14 protein-coding genes are annotated in these 19,381 nt (G+C 67.2%); 6 read left to right on the forward strand and 8 right to left on the reverse strand.

What is annotated here, in order from left to right:
• Nucleotides 1-217: 217 nt before the first annotated feature.
• The gene (locus IEY68_RS13835) at nucleotides 218-1,141 is read right to left on the reverse strand and encodes an NADP-dependent oxidoreductase (RefSeq protein WP_189094260.1); all 924 of its coding nucleotides are present in this window, start codon (nucleotides 1,139-1,141) and stop codon (nucleotides 218-220) included.
• A 288-nt stretch (nucleotides 1,142-1,429) separates the two neighbouring features.
• Here IEY68_RS13835 and IEY68_RS13840 point away from each other — a divergent pair, with 288 nt between their 5' ends.
• Nucleotides 1,430-1,675, forward strand: a complete 246-nt coding sequence (locus tag IEY68_RS13840) for a hypothetical protein (protein ID WP_062997845.1) — start codon at nucleotides 1,430-1,432, stop codon at nucleotides 1,673-1,675.
• 186 nt (nucleotides 1,676-1,861) lie between these two features.
• On the opposite strand, the gene IEY68_RS13845 is transcribed toward IEY68_RS13840, so the two are convergent.
• From IEY68_RS13845 to IEY68_RS13855, 3 genes are read right to left on the reverse strand one after another with little or no spacing between them, the layout of a single operon-like run.
• Nucleotides 1,862-2,677 (reverse strand): alpha/beta hydrolase, encoded by an 816-nt coding sequence (locus IEY68_RS13845; RefSeq protein ID WP_062997843.1) that lies wholly within the window; start codon nucleotides 2,675-2,677, stop codon nucleotides 1,862-1,864.
• Complete coding sequence (locus IEY68_RS13850; protein ID WP_062997841.1) at nucleotides 2,674-5,310, reverse strand: PEP/pyruvate-binding domain-containing protein; 2,637 nt, start codon at nucleotides 5,308-5,310, stop codon at nucleotides 2,674-2,676. The genes IEY68_RS13845 and IEY68_RS13850 overlap by 4 nt, the downstream gene beginning before the upstream one ends.
• 29 nt (nucleotides 5,311-5,339) lie before the next feature.
• Nucleotides 5,340-6,287: an isochorismatase family protein gene (locus IEY68_RS13855; protein ID WP_062997839.1), complete on the reverse strand. Its 948-nt coding sequence runs from the start codon at nucleotides 6,285-6,287 to the stop codon at nucleotides 5,340-5,342.
• 649 nt (nucleotides 6,288-6,936) lie between these two features.
• On the opposite strand from IEY68_RS13855, the gene IEY68_RS13860 reads away from it, so the two are divergent.
• A complete protein-coding gene (locus IEY68_RS13860; RefSeq protein WP_062997837.1) occupies nucleotides 6,937-7,911 on the forward strand; it encodes a TetR/AcrR family transcriptional regulator C-terminal domain-containing protein in 975 nt (324 codons plus the stop codon).
• Between the two features lie 123 nt (nucleotides 7,912-8,034).
• Here IEY68_RS13860 and IEY68_RS13865 read toward each other — a convergent pair whose 3' ends face one another.
• Nucleotides 8,035-9,021: a GntR family transcriptional regulator gene (locus IEY68_RS13865; protein WP_062997835.1), complete on the reverse strand. Its 987-nt coding sequence runs from the start codon at nucleotides 9,019-9,021 to the stop codon at nucleotides 8,035-8,037.
• 246 nt (nucleotides 9,022-9,267) lie between these two features.
• On the opposite strand from IEY68_RS13865, the gene IEY68_RS13870 reads away from it, so the two are divergent.
• Entirely contained in the window at nucleotides 9,268-10,497 is a 1,230-nt protein-coding gene (locus IEY68_RS13870) for an FAD-dependent monooxygenase (protein ID WP_062997833.1), read from the forward strand.
• Between the two features lie 35 nt (nucleotides 10,498-10,532).
• Nucleotides 10,533-10,982, forward strand: a complete 450-nt coding sequence (locus IEY68_RS13875) for a VOC family protein (protein WP_062997831.1) — start codon at nucleotides 10,533-10,535, stop codon at nucleotides 10,980-10,982.
• Between the two features lie 1,197 nt (nucleotides 10,983-12,179).
• On the opposite strand, the gene IEY68_RS13880 is transcribed toward IEY68_RS13875, so the two are convergent.
• Entirely contained in the window at nucleotides 12,180-13,301 is a 1,122-nt protein-coding gene (locus tag IEY68_RS13880; protein WP_229718770.1) for a hypothetical protein, read from the reverse strand.
• A 606-nt stretch (nucleotides 13,302-13,907) separates the two neighbouring features.
• Nucleotides 13,908-14,897, reverse strand: coding sequence for a GlxA family transcriptional regulator (locus tag IEY68_RS13885; protein WP_062997829.1), 990 nt, complete (start codon nucleotides 14,895-14,897; stop codon nucleotides 13,908-13,910).
• Nucleotides 14,898-14,970: 73 nt separating this feature from the next.
• On the opposite strand from IEY68_RS13885, the gene IEY68_RS13890 reads away from it, so the two are divergent.
• On the forward strand, nucleotides 14,971-15,810 hold the full coding sequence (locus IEY68_RS13890; protein WP_062997827.1) for a dienelactone hydrolase family protein: 840 nt from the start codon (nucleotides 14,971-14,973) through the stop codon (nucleotides 15,808-15,810).
• A 171-nt stretch (nucleotides 15,811-15,981) separates the two neighbouring features.
• On the opposite strand, the gene IEY68_RS13895 is transcribed toward IEY68_RS13890, so the two are convergent.
• A complete protein-coding gene (locus tag IEY68_RS13895) occupies nucleotides 15,982-16,986 on the reverse strand; it encodes a helix-turn-helix transcriptional regulator (RefSeq protein WP_063916257.1) in 1,005 nt (334 codons plus the stop codon).
• A gap of 63 nt (nucleotides 16,987-17,049) precedes the next feature.
• Here IEY68_RS13895 and IEY68_RS13900 point away from each other — a divergent pair, with 63 nt between their 5' ends.
• The gene (locus IEY68_RS13900; protein ID WP_062997825.1) at nucleotides 17,050-19,296 is read left to right on the forward strand and encodes an ATP-binding cassette domain-containing protein; all 2,247 of its coding nucleotides are present in this window, start codon (nucleotides 17,050-17,052) and stop codon (nucleotides 19,294-19,296) included.
• Nucleotides 19,297-19,381 lie beyond the last annotated feature (85 nt).

Consider the following 19,381-nt stretch of genomic DNA (forward strand, 5'->3'; position numbering starts at 1 on the left):
GAGGCGGCCGGCCGCGTGTTCATGCAGGTCCCACAGGGTCGGCGCGCGCCTGGGCTCGAGACTTGTCAGATGCACGTTCTCGATGGTCTGGAACGGAGTAGTCATGGGCAGGCAAGTTCGAACTCTGCACCGATGCCGCCCACAAGATCCGGTCGCGGCTCGAGGCGGGCAACGATGGGCCTCTGTCTTTGGTCTCCTGGCGCCCGGTGGGCACTTCTCATGCCACCTTGATGACAACCTTGCCCGAAGTGTGACCATTCTCGACGGTGGCGAGGGCGGCCGGGGCGTCGGAGAGCGGATGGACCGCGGTGACCACGGGTGCGAGGACTCCGTCGAGGGCCAGCCGGGCGGACCGCTCCAGGTTCTCGCGGTCGAGGCGACGCTCGACGAAACGCCCACCGAGATCGGGCACAGACAAATCACCCACGGCGATGACATTGCGGGGATCCCGGGCCAGCGGAGCGACGGTCCGCAGCGAGGTGCCTCCGACCAGATCGACGATCCCGTCGAAGCCGTCCGGGACCAGCTCGCGTGCCGTGGCGACGACGTCCCCGGCGGCATAGTCGATGAACCGCACCCCGATGGCCTCGGCATGCTCTCGCTTGGCGGTACTCCCGGTGCCGATCACACGCAGCTCGCGTCCGATGGCCAGTCGGGCGACGGCGAGGCCGACCCCGCCCCCGACCCCGTTGACCAGGACCGTGGCACCGGCCGGGAGGCCGAGCTGGTCGAGCGCATCGACCGCGGTTGTCCCGGCCACTGGCAGTGTTGCCGCCACTGTCGCGGACAGACCCGCCGGGATGCGCGCGGTATTCGGTGCGGACAGCACCGTCGTCTCGGCGTAGGTGCCGCCACCGGTGAGTGCGAAGCCGAAGACCGCGTCACCCACCTCGAGCCCATCGACGTCCTCACCCCGGGCGAGGACGGTTCCTGCTGCCTCCATGCCCAGCACGCGGGGAAACGGACGCCCGCCGTCGAGCCCGGGGACCAGACCCGAGCGCAGCTGGTGGTCGAGCGGATTCACGCCGGCGACGTATACCCGGATCAGTACCTCGCCGCGACCGGGGACGGGATCGGGACGATCGAAGAACTCCTGCACCTCGGGCCCGCCATACCTGCCGAAACCCCACGCCTGCGCCATTTTTCGCCGCCTCCTGTGTGACCGACCCCGGCGGTTCCGGGCTCTGTAGCCATCCTCGCCCCTCACACCGACGTAAGGGGCAAGCGGCTGAGGTGCGGATCACAGCATCAGGCCGACCGCGCCACCGGTTCCGGGTCCGTGGACAGCTCCGCCCGGTGTCGGCCGTTGGTCCTGATCAGCGCGTCCCCATCTGCTCAGGAGCCGATGGTCGGGATAGCCCTCAGGGTTTCGGAATTGTCGGGTCCCAGTTCCCGTACCCGCTCCTCGTACACCTCGTCCAGTCGACCGGTGACGCCTGCCGTCGTTCCGTCATTTGTACTCGACGAAGCCGAGCCGTTCGTAGAGGGCCAGAGCCGCGGAGTCGATATCGGTCCCGCAGCGCCGACGGCGGCGCTCTACGCCCACCTCGCCCGGGAGCGAATCCTGACGCGGGCGATCACCGGCATCTCCGAGAACGGGTTGCTCCGGATCACCATCGGCCCACCGGCGCAGCGGACAGTGGTGCTCGATGCCCTGAGGTCCTATCCGATGTGAACGGGACCTGCCGGAGAGAGTCCGGCGAACTTCGCCGGCAGACTGGTGGTGATCCGGGCCCCTCCGCCCGGAATCCCTGCTGCTGTTCGGTCGCCGGCGTCGTGAGCGTCGGCGACCCAACAGGGAGCACTCACAGGATGGCTGCGACCCGCAGTGTTGTGCTTCAGCTGGATGAGGCAGGGCTGATCAGACGCCGTGCATCTGCCTCCACTCGGAGTATCGGTCCAGCCAGCCGTCGCAGGGCAGGCCGCGGTCGTGCTCGGCGAAGCCGTGGCCGCCGCGCTCGTACGCGTGCATTTCCACCGGGTGGCCGGCTTCGTGCCAATTCCGGTAGAGCGCGGCGCAGCTCGCGACGACGCCGTCGTCTTCGTCGTCGGTGGCGAAGGCGAGGAACAACGGGGGAGCGTCCGGTGGGACGCGGTACCGGTGCCAGGTCGTCGGGTAGAAGGTTGCGGCGAAGTCGGGGCGGGAGGCGGTGTCGTAGTCGGTGGCAGCATCGACGGTCAGAATCGCGCCCGCCGAGAATCCCATGATTCCGATGCGATTCGGATCGATGCCCCACTCGGCCGAGCGTTCGCGGACCGTCCGCACGGCCAGCCGCACGTCGGTGACGGCGACCCGGGAGTGCGCCTTGATCGCATCCATGTCCACAGCGTCCCAGTCACGCAGGAACTGACTGTCGTCCGGTGGAGTGGGCAGCAGGCGGTATCGCAGTACGAACGCGGTGATCCCCTGTGCCGCGAGTTTCTGCGCGATATGGGTGGCCGAGTCGGTCAGGACGACGAAGCTGCCGCCGGGGCAGACGATCACCGCGGTGCCGGTCGCCCGCGCGGGGTCGGGTCGGTGCACGGTGAGGGCGGGGTGGGTGACATTGCGGAGTACTCCGAAATCGCGGTGGCCCTGGATCTCGGGGATGACGGTGCGCTGCCCGTACGGCTCGGTAGCCGCGTCCGGCGGGAAGGCGCTCGATGCCAGGGGGATGAGCTCCTCGCCGAGCGTCACTGTGCATTCTCCGATCCGGTGCGCTCTTCGTGCACGGTGACCACGCCGGCATCGCCGTCGACGGTGACATACTGTCCGGTGCGCAGCTTTTCGGTCGCGGCCCCGGTACCGAGAACAGCGGGAATGTGGTACTCGCGGGCGACGATCGAGCTGTGGCTGAGTGCGCCACCGATATCGGTGACGATGGCCGAGGCGAGTGCGAACAGCGGTGTCCAGGCCGGGGTGGTCATCCTGGCGACCAGGACATCGCCCGGTCGCATCCGGTCGAACTCCTCGGGGCCCCGAATGATTCGTGCCGGACCGGTGATCCGCCCCGGGCTACCCGGGGTGCCCTCGACGGTCGGTCCGGAGTGGTGATCGGGATCGTCGGCGATTCGAATGCCCAGAATTTTCTTGCCGCCGCCGACCGGCAGTGTGTGCGGAACGACCAGGGCACGCTGTGCTCGCCACCGGGCGCGGCGCTCGGCGACCCGGAGACACGAATCCGGCGGTGCCTGTACGGTATCCAGGGCCGATGCGGCCGTGGCGAGCTCGTCGAGTTCGAGCCAGTACACATCGTCGGCCGTGGCGATCGCCCCGGTGGCAGCGAGGCGCCGCCCGAGTTCGGCCAGCAGCTGCCGCACCGCGGGCCAGCCGGCACCGACGTCGGCGAGGGCGTTCTCGCGTAACGGGGCGGCGGATTGCGCCCAGGCCAGCAGTCGCAGTGCCAGCGTGCGGCGCAGGCCGGGACGCTTCTGCTCGAGGACGCGCACCGCCTCGTCGCGGGACTGCCTCGCGGCGTCCCGGCGCTGATGCGGATCCCGGGCGTCGTCGCCGAGGAAGTACTCGAGCGTCCGCAGCTGGGCCGCCGGGTCGTCGGCGGGCAGCGGTTTGGCGAAGTCGAGGTCGTAGACCATATCGCCGAACTCCGACAGGTGCGCGCGGAACCGCGCGCCGAACTCCCGCCACGCGGAGTCGGCCGGTTCACCCGTGCCGGGCGCGGCACCGAACCGGGTGCGTTCCTCGGACGACAGGCACGTGATCCGCTCGGCAAGCCCCGGTATCGTCCGGACCCAGGCTGCCAGATCGAACAGCGACTGCTCTGCCCGGATCGGTTTACTGTCGAACCCCAGCAAGAATGTCGTCGCCGATGGATCATCGCCCCGACGAATGCTGTTATAGGCCTTGGTGAACATTGATTCACTGGTGTAGGCCGCCGGTAGCGCCCCGCCCTGGATGGTGAGGTAGTACGCCGCGGCCTCGTCGACGATCTCGCGCACTCCGGCCAGTATTCGGTCGGCCGATAGGTCGGCACTGTCGAGCTCCCGCCAGGTACGGGATGTTTCGCGGTAGCGATCCCGTGACTCGCTCCAGCGCTGCGGCGCGGAGTGGAGGTACCGCGGCAATGTGGTGGTGAGGAATCTGGGTTGGGCCAGCATCATTCGGAGCAGCAGCGACCCCGAATAGTCGACGTTGTAATAGCCGTAGCCGTTGACGACCGCGAACGGTTCGTCGAAGTACGGCAGCCGGATACGTCGGTAGTGATCGCGGGTGGCGCGGTCCCAGGCCGGAAGGCCGAGAGTCGCGAACAGCGGTGACAGGGGTTCGGGCAGCAACTCCATCACACTGCCGCGGACGTATCTACCGTGCGGGTCGGGCATCGTCCATGCCGGGTCCGCGAGAGCGGGATCGGGTAGCGCGGTGATCGGACGGGCCTGGACGATGAACAGGCGCCGATCGTGCAGCGCCCACTCTATATCCATCGGTTGCCCGTAGAGCTGTTCGATGCCGACCGCGACCCGGGCGAGTTCCGATGCCTGGGCCGGGGACAGAGCCGGGCGATCGCGGCGATCGGCGGGTACCCGCTCCTCCCGGGTGCCGTCCGGGCTGCGAACGGTCATGACCTGTTTGTCTCCGATATCCTGCTGTAGGACGGTGCCGTCGGCCTTGGCGACCACGAAGGTGTCGGGGGTGACCTGACCACCGACGATCGCTTCGCCCAGCCCCCAGGCCGCGTTGATCAGCACCCGGTCGCGGGTGCCGGTGACGGGATCGGCGGTGAAGGCGATCCCGGCCGCTTCGGCGGGGACGAGTTCCTGGACGACGACCGCGAGCGCGATCTCGCCGGAACCGATACCGTTGCGGGCCCGGTAGCCGATGGCGCGGCCGGTCCACAACGAGGCCCAGCAGCGTTTCACCGCCAGTAGTACCGCATCGGTGCCGCGTATATCGAGATAGGTCTCCTGCTGGCCCGCGAACGACATATCGGGTAGGTCCTCGGCGGTGGCCGACGAACGCACCGCGACGGCCACGTCGCCGAGCGCGCCGAGGGCCGCGCGGATCGATTCCGCTATCTCGTCGGGAACCTGTTCACCGGCAATGGCTTCGGCGATCTCGGCGGCCGCGCTATCCCAGGTCTCGGGCCGATCGGGCACTGCTCCGGCAGCCGCGGCGACGATCCGGTCGTGCAGGCCGCCGGTCGCCACGAAACGCCGGTAGGCCGCGGTCGTGACGTGGAAGCCCGGTGGCACGGGCAGTCCCGCCTCGGCCATACGGGCCAGTGAACTGCCCTTACCGCCGGCGCGTTCCAGTGTGGCGGTCGGATCGGCCAGCTCGAGGGTGTAGGGGTTCTGCTCGATGGCAACGCTGTTCATGATGATTTCCGTTCGAGTGCGGGCCGGTTTCAGGCCGGGTGTCGGCCGCGGAGCGTGGAAAGCAAGTCCAGGAGGAGGGCTTTGCCCGGCTCGAGGTCGGCGGACGCGGACGGGGTGAGGCCGAGTTCGAGCAGCTGGGACAGGGCGTCCACGACAGCATCGGTGGTCGGGAGGTCCGAGCGGCCCGACTGCTCGCGCCGGTGCTGGAAGGTGTCTCGTAATGCCGGAGTGAGGGAATCGAGGATGAACGCGACAGCGTCGGCGTCGATATCCGCGCGGACAGCGCCCGCGTCCTGCATCATCCGCACGAATTCCCGGGTACCGAAATGCTCGATTCGGCCGTGGAAATCACCGGATCTACGTAGGTATTTTCCGAAGATGTCCTCGTCGCGGGCGACGATCGCCCCGGCCAGCGGCAGTTGTCGCAGGGCCCCCGCCATGGCGCGGTAGACACTGGCCACGCTTCCGCCCCGGGGGTCGGTCCGCAGCCGCTCGCTCCACAGTTCGGCGTAGCGGTCGAGCTCCCGGCGGGCCACCGCCTCGACCAGTTCGTCCTTGGACTTGAACCGCAGGTAGACAAGCCCCCGGTGGAGTCCGACGGCCTCGGCGACATCGCCCATCGTCAGCTTGTTGTAGCCCAGCCGCAGCAGCAGCTCCGCGGCCACGTCGAGAATGGCCTGTTCGCGTTCCTGCTCGTCTACCATTTTTGACCTTTTGACGACTCTGGATAATTTGTCAAAGCGAACATACGCCTCACGGTGACACGGCGTCAAGCGCAGGTCCGGTCCGTCGGTGGCGACCGCGTCCTCGGCGACAGCGACTTCGAAGTTGCGTTCCAGGGCGGCGCGGACCATGGCTTCCACGCAAACGTTGGTCTGGAACCCGCAGACGATCAGGCGGTTCGTGCCGAGAGTGCGCAGGATCGGTTCGAGTTCGGTGTAGGCGAAGAAGCTGTGCCGGGTCTTACGCGAACGCACGGCCGGAGCGAGAGTCTGTGTTCGGCTGCTTGCTCGGACCGGCCGTCGAACCACAGGGAGGTACTGTCCGCCTTCTCGTTCGTCCTTGCCACAAGGGCTCCAACGGTACGCTGAAAGGTGGTCGCGGTCAGAGGGTTCGACGGAGTTCGCCACCTGTTCCATCCCACGGCCGACAAGGCACTTCCGGCAGGTGGGCAGCAGCCGGATGGACAGGTTGCGCTCCCAAAGCTGGAGTCGTGAATCCGGCGTCAGGTCGCCCTGGCCTCCGCTACGGGCGAATTCCTGGGCCCGTCGACGACCCGGTGCATTTCGCGTTGTTTGCGATGTAGGCGAGGCGGTGGTCACTGCCGCCCGCGGCGAGCTCCCCGGCCGCGAAAATACGCCCTATGAGCGCGAGACCGGTGCCGATACCAGACCTCGGTGTGGCCACCGGAGTCGAAGCCTTCACGGATTCTCCCTCTTGTCCGATTGTCCGATCGGAACTTTCGAGCGCGGGACTCGCGTACGGTGTACCCGATACGCAGCTCACCGTAGCGAAAGAAGCTACGTAATTCCACTGTGTCATTGGAATGAGCGCACTAGTTCGCCAATCGATATAACTAGTACACTCGGCAGATGCGCACGCCGTCGTTCGGCGGATCGGAGGAGTATGTCGTCGTCAGAACGTCCGGACTCGCCGTATCTGGTGATCGCCGCGGAGATCCGTGCGCGGATCTCGAGCGGCGAGCTGCGCCCCGGGGATCGGGCGCCCTCTATCCGGCAGATCGTCCAGCGATGGGGTGTCGCGGTAGCGACCGCGACCAGGGTAACGGCGACCCTGCGTGACGAGGGTCTGGTCGAGACGAAAGTCGGTTCGGGCACCGTGGTGAGCACGCCCGGCAACCGGAAACGTACAGCGGTAGCGAGGCCGTCGCCCGAGCCACGGAAACCTGTTTCCGCAGAGGGGTCCTTGCACCGGAAACAGCTGCTGCGCAAGGCCATCGAGGTAGCCGATCGCGAGGGGCTCGATGCGGTGTCGATGCGGCGTCTGGCGGTCGCACTGGGTACTGCGCCGATGTCGCTGTACCGGCATGTGGCGAACAAGGACGAATTACTGACCCGGATGGCCGACGAGACCTTCGGCGAGCTCGATCTACCCGAGCCCGGCTCGCGTGGCTGGCGCGCTGAGCTCGAACTCCACGCCCGTCAACACTGGCAGCTGTGTCGACGGCATCTCTGGCTGCCCAGAATCATCTCGTTCACCCGCCCCCTGCTCGCGCCCAATATGATGGCGCAGACAGAGTGGGTACTCAGCGCACTGGGCGGATTGGGATTGCCCATGGACATCCGGATGCGCGAAGCGCTCACCCTGCATGCTCTGGTCCTCACCATGGCACTGTCGGTGGCCGAGGAAGTCGAAGCCGAGCAGAACACCGGCGTCTCCCACGATGGGTGGCAGATGGCGCGTTCCCGCGATCTTCTCGACAGCGGGCGATTTCCCCTTCTGGCAGGGGTTCCTGGCGATATAGCCGCGAACTTGGACGAACTGTTCGAGTACGGACTCGCTCGCCACCTCGACGGGTTCGCCGTCCTGGTGGCGCAGGCGTCACGGAAGGACGCCGGCAACTCCGGAACCGGACCTTGAGGAGACGGCCGACTTCGGCAAACGGATCGCCTGCGGCAAACGCTCACCGAAGAGGGTGGCGAGCAGCCTCGTGCGCGCGAGGCACCGCAAATCGGCCGAAGAGCTCTCCGTGTCGCCATTCCATCATGGAGCGTCAAGTGTCGGCGGTTCCGCGATCAAGACGGCGAAACCGTCGAGGTGACGCGCGAGTCCGTATTCGAACAGTCCGTCGGGGTTTGCCGTCGCCTCCCCGGGAGTCGTCGCAAGAAGCGAGAAGCGGTCGGCGTCGAGCAGTTCGTGTGCGTGCGCTCGCGTGGCCGCCCACCAGTCGTCGAGGGTGACGCCGGTGTTCTGCTCGGCTTCGACCTCTTCGGACACCGACAGCGCAGCCGTGAGGACGAGCGCGTGCAGGGTGAGCGCTTCGCGCATGCCGGTACCCGGGGGCAGCCCGAGCCCTTCGAGCGCATTGAGTATCCATTCGGTCTGCGCCATCATCCCGGGTACGAGCAGGGGCCGGGTGAACGAGACGACTCTGGGCAGCCAGAGGTGCCGTCGGCACAACTGCCATTGCAAGCGGGCGATCCGTTCGAGGTCGGCACGCCACCCGCCCAGCTTCGGCCGCGGGAGGTCGAGCTCACCGAAGGCTTCGTCGGCCATCTGAATCAACAGTTCGTCCTTGTTCGCGACGAAGCGGTACAGCGACATCGGGCCGACTCCGAGTTCGGCCGCGAGACGTCGCATCGACACCGCGTCGAGCCCCTCGGTATCAGCGATCGTGATGGCACATCGCAGCAGGCGCTTGCGGTGCGGCTCCCGATCGGTGGGCGTCGCCCGCCGCAACACCTGCGGGGCAACCCGATTCGGCCCCGCGGGCGGGCCGAGCGGCTGTTCCCGGGCACCGGGCGCGCTGACCACCGCGCCCGTCCCGGTCTTCGTTTCGACCAGCCCTTCCGCGCGGAGTAGCGCCATCACTTTGGTCGCGGTCGCGACCGCGACCCCCCATCGCTCGGCTATCTGCCGGATGGAAGGCACCCGATCCCCGGGCCGCAGGTCACCACTCACGATCCGGGAACGGATCTGCGCGGCGATCACCTGATACGGCGGATCCGGACGTTGCGCCTGGGCGGACATTGTCCCTCCGATTCCTCGACACGGTCGACGCGTTGGGCTTGTGCACTAGTTCACTGTCGCCAGTAAACTAGTGCACTATTTGTCGACAGAACTGGTGATTGACAATGTATATGCCTACTCTGGTCGACGAGCGGAATACACCGTACGCGTTCACCGTAGTGCGGCCGTCCGCCGCTACACATCCCCGCTCGCCGACACCCCCGTCGGGACGGGTCATCGGCCTCGACGAGGACAACAGGAGAAGCAATGGAGAACCGGAGCATTCTGATTTCCGGTGCCGGTATCGCCGGCCCGGCTCTGGCGTACTGGCTGCACCGGTACGGCTTTCACCCGACCGTGGTGGAACGTGCCCCCGCGCCCCGCAGTGGCGGCCACGCGGTCGATATCCGTGGTACCGCCCGGGAGGTGGCCGCGCGGATGGGGATCGTCGCGCGGGTCCGGGCGGCCGGCACCGGGGCGCGGGGTATGGCGTTCGTCGACGGTACGGGTAAGCGGGTCGCGAAGATGGGTACCGACGTGTTCGGGCATTCCGGCGGCCCGGTCGCCGAATTATCGATCCGCCGCACCGATCTGGCACGGATCATCTATGACGGCACCCGCGCCGAGGTCGAGTACGTGTTCGGTGATGCCGTCACCGCGGTGGAGCAGGACAGTGACGGTGTCCATGTCCAGTTCGAACACGGTGAGCCCAGAAGGTTCGATCTGCTGGTCGGCGCGGACGGTGTGCATTCCAATGTCCGGCAGCTGGTGTTCGGACCCGAGGAACGCTATCTGCGTGATCTCGGCTCCTATATGGCGCTGTACACCGCTCCCACCGAGCTGGCTCATGACGGGTGGCGGTTGATGTATACGGTGCCTGCGGGCAACGGCCGGCCCGGCCGGACCGCGGCCCTGTATCCGCAGCTCGAGGCGGGCACCGCGCTGACCGGGTTCTTCGTGCGCTCGGCTCCACTGCCCCACGCCCGGGGCGATATCGACGCGCAGAAGCGGATCGTGATCAGCGCCTTCGAAGACGACCGATGGCAGGTCCCCGCCATGCTGGAGGCCATCTGGGACGCGCCCGATTTCTACTTCGACAGGACAGTGCAGGTCGAGATGGACACGTGGTCGCGCGACCGGACAGTGCTGCTCGGGGATGCGAGCTATTGCGCGTCACCGATGTCGGGTATAGGCACCAGCCTCGCTCTCGTCGGCGCCTACATCCTGGCCGGTGAACTCGCCGCCGCCGACGGTGACCACACCCGCGCCTACACCGGCTATCAGCAGAAGATGCGCCTGTTCGTCGACCGAGCCCAGGAATTCGCCCGCGCCTCCGGTGACGGCGGCCTCATGCCCGAAACCCCTCGGCAGATGTGGATGCGCAACCAGACGATCCGGACGCTGCGGTTCCTCCCCAAACGCTTCGTCCCACGCGGCATGGAAAAGGTGGCCGACACAGTCGAACTCGACGAATACCGAACCCCCGCACACCACTGACAACCCTGAGAAACCCGATACAGAGGAGAAAGACCATGCAAGCGAGCACCTTCCTGTGGTTCGACGGCCACGCCGAAGAAGCCGCCGACCACTACACAAGCCTCGTCGCCGGCTCGGCGGTACTCGACCGGCAACGCGACGCCGACGGCCGCGTCACCACCGTTACCTTCGAGCTGGCCGGACAGCGCTACATCGCGTACAACGGCGGACCACAGTTCACCTTCACCGGTGCGATCTCGCTGTACCTCGGCTGCGACACCCAGCAGGAAGTGGACACCGCCTGGGCGGCCCTCACCGAGGGCGGAAAGGAAGGCCCGGGTGGTTCACTGACCGACCGGTTCGGAGTCACCTGGCAGGTCGTGCCGAAGGCCCTCGCCGAACTGCTGGCGAAGGCCGATCCACCGGCGGCCGAACGCATTCTGCAGGCGGTCCATGCCATGACGAAGATCGATATCCAGGGCCTGATCGAGGCCCGCGACCGATGATGTCGCACCCTCACAAACACCGACCGGAGCTACACGTGCAGCGATCACGGCGGCAGCCCCCGGTCCAGCGGGCGAAATAAGCCGCCCAGGCCAGGGGCGGCACGAGATCGCCGCAGGCAAAGGCGACATCGATGTCGGTCGAGGATCTCGTGCTCCACGACGCACGCTCCCTCGGGCTGAGACATTGCCCGGGGGCGCTTCTCGACCGCACTCGATGCCGAAGCTCGTCTTCGGCCATACCGTCGAGACGGGGCAGTCGGCCACGAGGCCCGGCCCCCTTCGCCTGCGGCGAGAATCCACCCTCACAGTGATTCCGATTCCATGTGATACAGCGGATTACCTACGACCAGAGTCCGGCCATAGGTTCGGCTCGTCGCCCCGCCCCGAGGCGCCTCACAGCCGCCGGATCGGATCTCCGATCAACGTCGCCGGCCCGGCTGCCGAACGGGTGGAGGCGGGCGGGTTCCCGCCCAACTCTCAGGAAGATCTATGACGACACCGGCCTTGATCCCAGAGTCACCCCCACGTGCACCACGCGCAGCGGCGCCGAGGGTGATTACGCCGGGCTGCTCTCCTCCTACCGCGAGGCGCTGAACACCTGCACCAGGTCGGTGCACCCCTGCGCACCACCGACCGGCACCGGAACGACGGATGAATACTTCCTCAGTCGGTCACCGGCGACACACTGACGCCGGGACCGAGAGTTACCGATAGTAGAGGCCACTCGCGAACAAGCCGGAGGCACTCTCGTCGTGCGGGATGAGTGCTTCAAATATTCGCCCCCATCGAGACGATCGCCGAGATCGGCTACCGTCGAACCACTTTCACACGCGTCGCTGAACGAGGCGGGTTGGGCAGCACCCGGCGGATCTCCTACCATTTCGCTCCGGAGCCGGGGTCGTGGCGCTGACCAGAATCCCACCGTCGTGTTCCGCGACCGTCCCGGCCAGATCGATTCCCCGGGTCGGCTCTGTTCGATTCGACAGACAGACTCTGCGCTTGTTCGCCTCGTCGCGGACCTCGACCGGTATTCCGTTGAGAGACGATCGGCGGCACTGCGCACCCTGGCACCGCTGGAGCGGTACCTCGCCGACACACTCGAACCCACCCTATGGATGGCAGCTTCGATCGTGTGGGCGGCGGACCGGACGCCGCCGGAAATCGGTCGCCTCATCTGTGCAGGGCTCGGAACACTGGTCAGAATTCGTTTCGCATTGTCTGCCGCCGGGGTTGTGGAGGGCTGGACGGTATCTCGCGTCGTCGCAGGTGTCGTCCGAGGGCCATCAGCAGGACTACTTCCAGGCAGATGGTGATCAGTCCGATGAACGCACTGGCGAGTGAGGCGGGCATCATGAACGCCGTGTGGGAGATGAGGATGCCTCCGATCAGCCAGAGGCGGTGGCTGTCGGTCCAGTTGTGCGCACTTCGCCAGCGCAGCACCAGTAGGGCGAACGGGACCGCGGTCATCGCTGCGACGAACAGTCGAAGCGGCTGCGACATCATATCGCCGAGTAACAGGGTCGTTCCGAGACCGAGCGGCAGCAGCGTTGTCAGGAACGCCATCGTCAAGTACACCGACACGAAGCCGACCACCACAGGTCGCGGCGCTTGCCGGTCGGGTCGGATCTTGTTCTGGGATCGGAGTCGGGGCAGCACTCGCAGTGCCAGCAAGGCCAGCAGTGCGATCACCACGACATAGGTGACAGTCCATTCCCACGGGGTGTGGTATCCGGGATCCTCGGTGGCCGAGATGATGCCTCGCAGCCCGAAAACCCCGGCTACGGCCAGTGCGCCGGCGGCGGCGAATCCACCGGTGCGCAGGTAGGTTCGGTTGCGCAGACCGGGGAAGAGCAGGTCGGTGATCATGACGGGCAGGAGCACGCTGAATACGACGTGGACGCCGATCTGTGATTCCCAGTAGGTCCAGTTGATGCCGAAGGCGCGCAGACCCCAGTCGGCGGCACCGTACATCTGCGGGCTGGTCAGTGCCTGCAGGCCGAGTCCGTCCTCTGCCACTTGATAGGCCAGACCTAGCACCACCAGGCCGGGCCACCCGGCGCCGACTCGGACAACCGCCTCGCGAATGACCAGGACGCCCGCGCCGTACATCACCAGCAGCAGGGGAAGGAGCAGCCAGGTGATCGGGACGGCGACCGCTGTGAACGTCAGCTCCGCGCACAACGTCGTCAGCAGCGCCAAGGTCCACGCGGCACGTAGCCGACTGCGGTCGGGTCGCGAGTGGCCCGGCCGGAAGTCGGTGGCCGTCGCGCGACCGGGGTTCGTTGCTTGCGCTTGCCGTTCGGGCCATTTACCGGCCATGGGGGTCAACCAATCCTGGCGTGTCGATCTCGGTCGTGGAGTGCAGCTCGATACGGCGTTCCTGCGTCCACCGATTGCGTACATCGTATGACTGAATAGTGGCGCATATAAAGGTCCTTTGACGATAAATCGAACTAGTACAATGAGAAAAGTGACCTAGTGCAATAGGCCTGCCGCACTCGAAAGTGGCGGGAAACCGGGGTTCGTTTGTTGCAGAGGTCGTCTGCTACGTGTCCAGACAACTGACCACCGCGATACCCCCCGGCTCAACGTTTCGGTCGCACTACGACCTCGACGCGTTCTACTGCCGGGCCCGGGATCGGCGGGGCGCATGAGAAAGGCGGCGTCGAGGGATAGATCGGCTGGTTCCGCCGCAACCACTTCGTCCCGATCCCCGAGGTCGAGTCGATCGACGAACTCGATGAACCGAAGTCGCCCGCCACGAACGATTACCGGCCAAGGCCGGGACCCGGTTGGACCTGGACCACCTCGAAGGGCTGCTACGCAAACCTGACGCAGCGACGCATTGCTTCGCTGCCATCCGACCGTCGACCGATCCGGTCGGTCGCTGCCTATGACCAGGTGACACGACCGATAACGGCCCACCTATCGGGTCGATTCGGCCGCGCGAGTGCGGGTGGCGGTCGGTGTCTCGCCGGTGTGCCTGCGGTAGACGCGCCGGAAGGCCGCCGGATCGGCGTAACCCACCGCGCCCGCGATCACGTCGACAGGCTCGCGCGTGGTCGTGAGTAGGGTGGCCGCCTGCCCGACCCGGAGGCGATGAACGTACTGGGTGGGTGAGACGCCGACGCGGTCGCGGATGCGGCGGGTCAGAGTGCGCGGAGAAACCGATGCCACACTGGCCAATTCGTCCAGCGATAGTTGCCGGTGCAGATTGGCGTGCACGTGCTGTTGCACGGCACGCAGCACCGGGTCGGTGGCCCGTAGATGCTCGAGCACCATGTAGCGCGACTGCGACATGCGGGCATCGAGCACCAGGTAGTGGGCCACCTGCTCGGCCAGTGCCCCGCCGCCGAGGCGGGCGACCAGCGCCAGCAGCAGATCTGTGTGGGCGAAAGCCGCTCCTGCGGTGAGTATCGCGCCGCTGTCGACCACCATGCGATCGGAGTGCACGGTGATATCGGGGAAGCGGCGGGCCAACAGCGGCGCCAGCCACCAAGTAGTGGTGACGACCCGGCCCGACAGCAACCCCGAGGCCGCGAGCACGAAGACAGCCGAGCAGGAGGCGGCTACCGTAGCGCCGGAATCGGCGGCACGCCGGATGATTTCGACTGCCTGCATGGTCTGCGGCCGGGTCAGCAGTTCCTCGACACGCGCTTCGCTGGACGCGGACGGCCCCGGCAGCACCAGAATATCGCCCGGTTCGAACTCCGCCGCGCCGAGCGGGGTTTCGGTATCGACACTGATCAGCCGCCCACCGCTGGATCGGACCGGCAGCCCATCGAGTGATGCGACGCGCTGCCGCAGCCGCCCGCCCGTCGTGTCACCGGCGATCCCGGCTGCCGTCTCGACGATGTCGATACCGATTCCGAGTGCACCTTCGAGCACACCGTCCAGCGCAAGGTGGGTAATCATGTGGCGAGATTAGACCGAAGAGTGTCGATCTTGCCAATGGCGATGGCTGACCTGCTGCGGCAGGGTTTGGGGTGTGCAGCAATCTCTCCCGCAGGATCCCCTCGACGACGACCTCACCGATTTCGCACCCCGGTCGATCACGCTCGACGGAGTAGCCCGCACGGTGTACGTCAGCGGCACCGGACCGGCGGTCATCGTCATGGCGGAAATGCCCGGCATCAGTCCCGATGTGGCTCGCTTCGCCCGCTGGGTGCGCGACGCCGGGCTCACCGTCTACCTGCCGTCACTGTTCGGCCGCGACGGCGCCTATCCGGAGGCAGCGGCCGGCGCGGAGGTCCTCGAACGAGCCTGTGTCAGCGCGGAATTCCGGGCCTTCGGCGCGGGCAAGTCCAGCCCGGTCGCGGTGTGGCTGCGTGCGCTGGCAGCCCTGGCCCATCGCGAATGCGGCGGTCTCGGCATCGGCGCGCTGGGTATGTGCTTCACCGGGAATTTCGCGCTCACCATGATGCTCGAGCCCGCGATGCTGGCGCCGGTACTGTGCCAGCCGTCGCTGCCACTGGATGAGCCTGGTGGACTGGAGATTTCGCCCGGTGAGCTCGCGGCCGTGCGGGAGCGACTCGATCGCGATGATCTCGTGGTGCGCGCCTACCGCTTCGAGGGCGACCGCTTCTGCACCGCGCAGCGTTTCGCCGCCTACGCCGCAGCGCTGGGTCCGCGTTTCGAGCCGCGAGTGCTGCCCGCCGATGCGGCGAATCCCGCTCCCCCGCCGTTCTTCTCCCAGATCGTCGACTGCCCCCACAGTGTGGTCACCGCGCATCTTGTCGATGCGGCGGGGGAGCCGACCGCCGCGGCCCGCGACGAGATCCTCGCCTTTCTCGTGGACCGGCTGACTGCGGACGTCCCGTTGCAGTGACATAGCGTCCACACATATATGCGCATACCGACACTCAGCGCTGCCGCGGCCACCCCGGTTACCGACCGCAGGCGAGAACTACGTGACCTGCTCGAGTCCTGGATCGACTCCGTGGCGGAGGATCCCGGCGTCGCGAGTGACGAGGGACTGGTCACGCCGGTGATCACCCGCTCAGCGGTACCGGCGCGACCGGTTGTCGTCGAGTTGGGGGCCCGGCGGGTCGGTGACCGCCGCGAGCAGGCGCCGCGCGAAGGTCTCCAACCCGCTCAGGAAGCCGGCGGGCGCCGTCACGGTGAAACCGGTGTCCAGGAAAGCGAGTGCGCCGACCAGCCACTGCCAGGTGTCCAACCGGACTGTGACGGAGGTGTGCCGGTCGTCGTGGGCGGCGATCTCGGCATGTTGATAGACCAGCGCGTCCGCGACCCGCTCCGGCGGCGCCGCCACCAGCAGATCGACGCGCCGCTTGCCGGTATCGAGGCCGCGCTGCAGGTAGTCGAGGGCGGTATCGGCCGGTAGCGGGCGCAGCTCGTACCGTGCGCCGGTATTCAGCAACTCGCTGAGACGATCCACCCGGAACACCCGCCAGCCCGTGCGGCCGGTATCCCAGGCGAGCAGATACCAGCGCAGGTGCTGATGGATCTGGCGGTAGGGGTGGACTCTTCGGAGGCTCGTCGCACCGCGGATATCGGTGTAACCGAAGGTCACGATCTCGCGGTCTGCGATAGCGGCAGCCAAGGTGGCGAGGTGTTCCGGCGACACCCCGGGCGCGGAATGCCGACCCGTGTCCAGACCAGCACGCATCGCCGCCACCCGGGGCTGGAGCCGGGCGGGCAGGAACTGGTCGATCTTGCCGTAGGCGCGGGTCGCGGCATCGTCGAGCCCGCCCGCGGTCGCGGGGCCGGCGGCGCCGAGTGCGGCAAGGCCGAGCAGGGTGGCGATCGCCTCGTCGTCGTCGAGGACCAGGGGCGGCATCGTGCGCCCGGCCCGGAGCCGGTAATAGCCGCCCGGACCTGGGCGAGCCTCCACCGGATAGCCGTAACGGCGGAGCCGCTCGATATCCCGGCGCAGCGTCCGGGGGCTGCTGTCGAGCCGACGGGCCAGCTCCGCACCCGAGTAGACGCCGCCGGTCTGCAGTGTCGACAACAGCGCCAGCATTCGTTCGGTCACATCCGCCACCGGTCCTATTCTTCCGCGGATCGCGGCCGGAAACCGGCCACATCTGTCCATAGCGTCTGATCCATGGACACGAGCAACATCACCATTCGCGGCGCACGCACGCACAACCTGGCCGGTCTCGACCTCGATATCCCCCGCCACCGGCTTGTCGTATTCGTCGGCCGGTCCGGCTCCGGGAAATCGTCACTGGTGTTCGACACCGTCGCGGCGGAAGCCGGCTACCAGTTCAACGAGACCTATCCCCCGTTCGTGCGCAACCGGTTGCCGAAATGGGCGCGGCCCCCAGTCGACCGCATAGACGGAGTGTCGCCGGTTGTGGTGATCGATCAGCGGCGCATCGGCGGCAATGCCCGTTCGACGGTCGGCACGATCACCGACACCTGGACCTACTTGCGCCTGCTGTACTCCCGGATCGGGGAGCCGTGGGCCGGGGAATCCGATCACTTCTCCTTCAATGAGCCGGCGGGCATGTGCCGGGCCTGCACCGGGTTGGGCGAAGTGGTGGTGAGCGCGACCGAACGGTTCCTCGACCTGGACAGAAGCCTCGCCGACGGCGCGATTCTGCTGCCCGGATTCGGCCACGGCGGCTACTGGTACGAGCAGTACGCGGGTATCGGCGTCTTCGACCCCGATACCCCGCTGCGGGAGTGGACGGAAACCGAGCGCGACGCGCTGCTGTACGGCGGCTCTGCCGCGGACCTACTCGGCCGCCGCCCGCCCAAGGACTACGAGGGCATCGTCGAGCGGTTCGAACGAATTCATCTGCACACCTCCGACAACCTGTCCGAGCGCAAACAGGAGACCATCCGCCGGTTCACCCGCTCCGAACGCTGCGCCGAATGCGGCGGTGACCGGCTGAACGAAGAGTCGCGCGCCGTGACCGTCCTCGGTCACACGATCGGAGAGATGGCCGGGCTGGAGGTCGGCGAGCTCGCCGACCTCGTCGCGACCCTCCGAGTGCCGCAGGTCGCACCTGTGGTCGAGGCGTTGCGTGCCCGGCTGGACGCGATGACCACCATCGGACTCGGATACCTCACCCTCGGCCGCGCCACCACGACACTGTCCGGCGGCGAATCACAACGGATCAAGACGGTGAAACACCTCGGTTCCAGCCTCATCGAAATGACCTACGTGGTGGACGAACCCACCGTCGGCCTGCATCCCACCGATGTGGCATCGATGACGCGGCTGCTCGCCCGGCTACGCGACAGCGGAAACAGTGTGCTGGTCGTGGAACACGATCCGGCCGTGATGGCATGCGCCGATCAGATCGTGGAACTCGGTCCCGGCGCCGGAGCCGAGGGTGGCAGGCTGGTGTTCCAGGGAACGTTCGCCGACCTGCGCGCCGCCGATACGCCGACGGCGCGCGCATTGGCGCGGCAGCGGACCGCACGCCGAGAGCCACGGCAGGCGACCGGCAAGCTCACCGTGGCCGAGGCGTACCGCAACAACCTGTGTGGCGTCACCGTCGATATCCCGACCGGCGTAATGACCGTGCTCACCGGGGTCGCGGGTTCCGGGAAATCCAGTCTGGCCGCCGAATTCGCCTCCCGGCACGAGGCGATAGCCCTCGACCAGAAACCGGTGAGCGCCAACCGCCGATCCACACCGCTCACCTACACCGGTATCGCCCCCGCTGTCCGCAAACTCTTCGCCCGCCACAACCGGGCGCCCGCCGGGCTGTTCAGCGCCAACTCCGCGGGTGGCTGTCCGAACTGTGGCGGACTCGGTGTCATCTATACCGATCTCGCGTTCCTCGACGGCCAGCAGACCGTGTGCGACAGCTGCCACGGGCGACGCTTCACCCCGGAGGCGCTCTCCCACACGGTGGACGGCCTGTCCATCGCCGATATCGACTTCCTCACCGTCGCCGAGGCCATCGAGCGACTACCCGAGCCGGCCATCACCCGAGCCCTGGAACGGCTCGCCGAAGTCGGCCTCGGATACCTGCGGCTGGGCGAACCGCTGAGCGGACTGTCCGGCGGCGAATGCCAGCGGCTCAAGATCGCCAGAGAACTCCGCGAAGCTGCGGAACCCGCTGTGTATCTGCTGGACGAGCCGACCACCGGTCTGCATCCGGCCGATATCGAGACGCTGTTGCGGGTGGTCGACGCCCTCGTGGACTCCGGCCACACCGTAGTCGTCATCGAGCACGACCTCGAGGTGATCCGACACGCCGACTGGCTGATCGACCTCGGTCCGGGACCGGGTAGGCATGGTGGGACGGTGCTCTTCGAAGGCCCCGTAACCCACTACACAGATCACGCGACGCCCACCTCGCGGGCACTCGACGCCGCGCGCAGTGAGTAGCCGGTCAGGTGCGACACCAGCCCGGGAGAAGCAGATCGGGTACTCGCTCCCTATGGCATCGGCGTGGTCGGCAGGCGTCGGGCCC

This window comes from Nocardia jinanensis, from assembly GCF_014645735.1.
Classification (GTDB): domain Bacteria; phylum Actinomycetota; class Actinomycetes; order Mycobacteriales; family Mycobacteriaceae; genus Nocardia; species Nocardia jinanensis.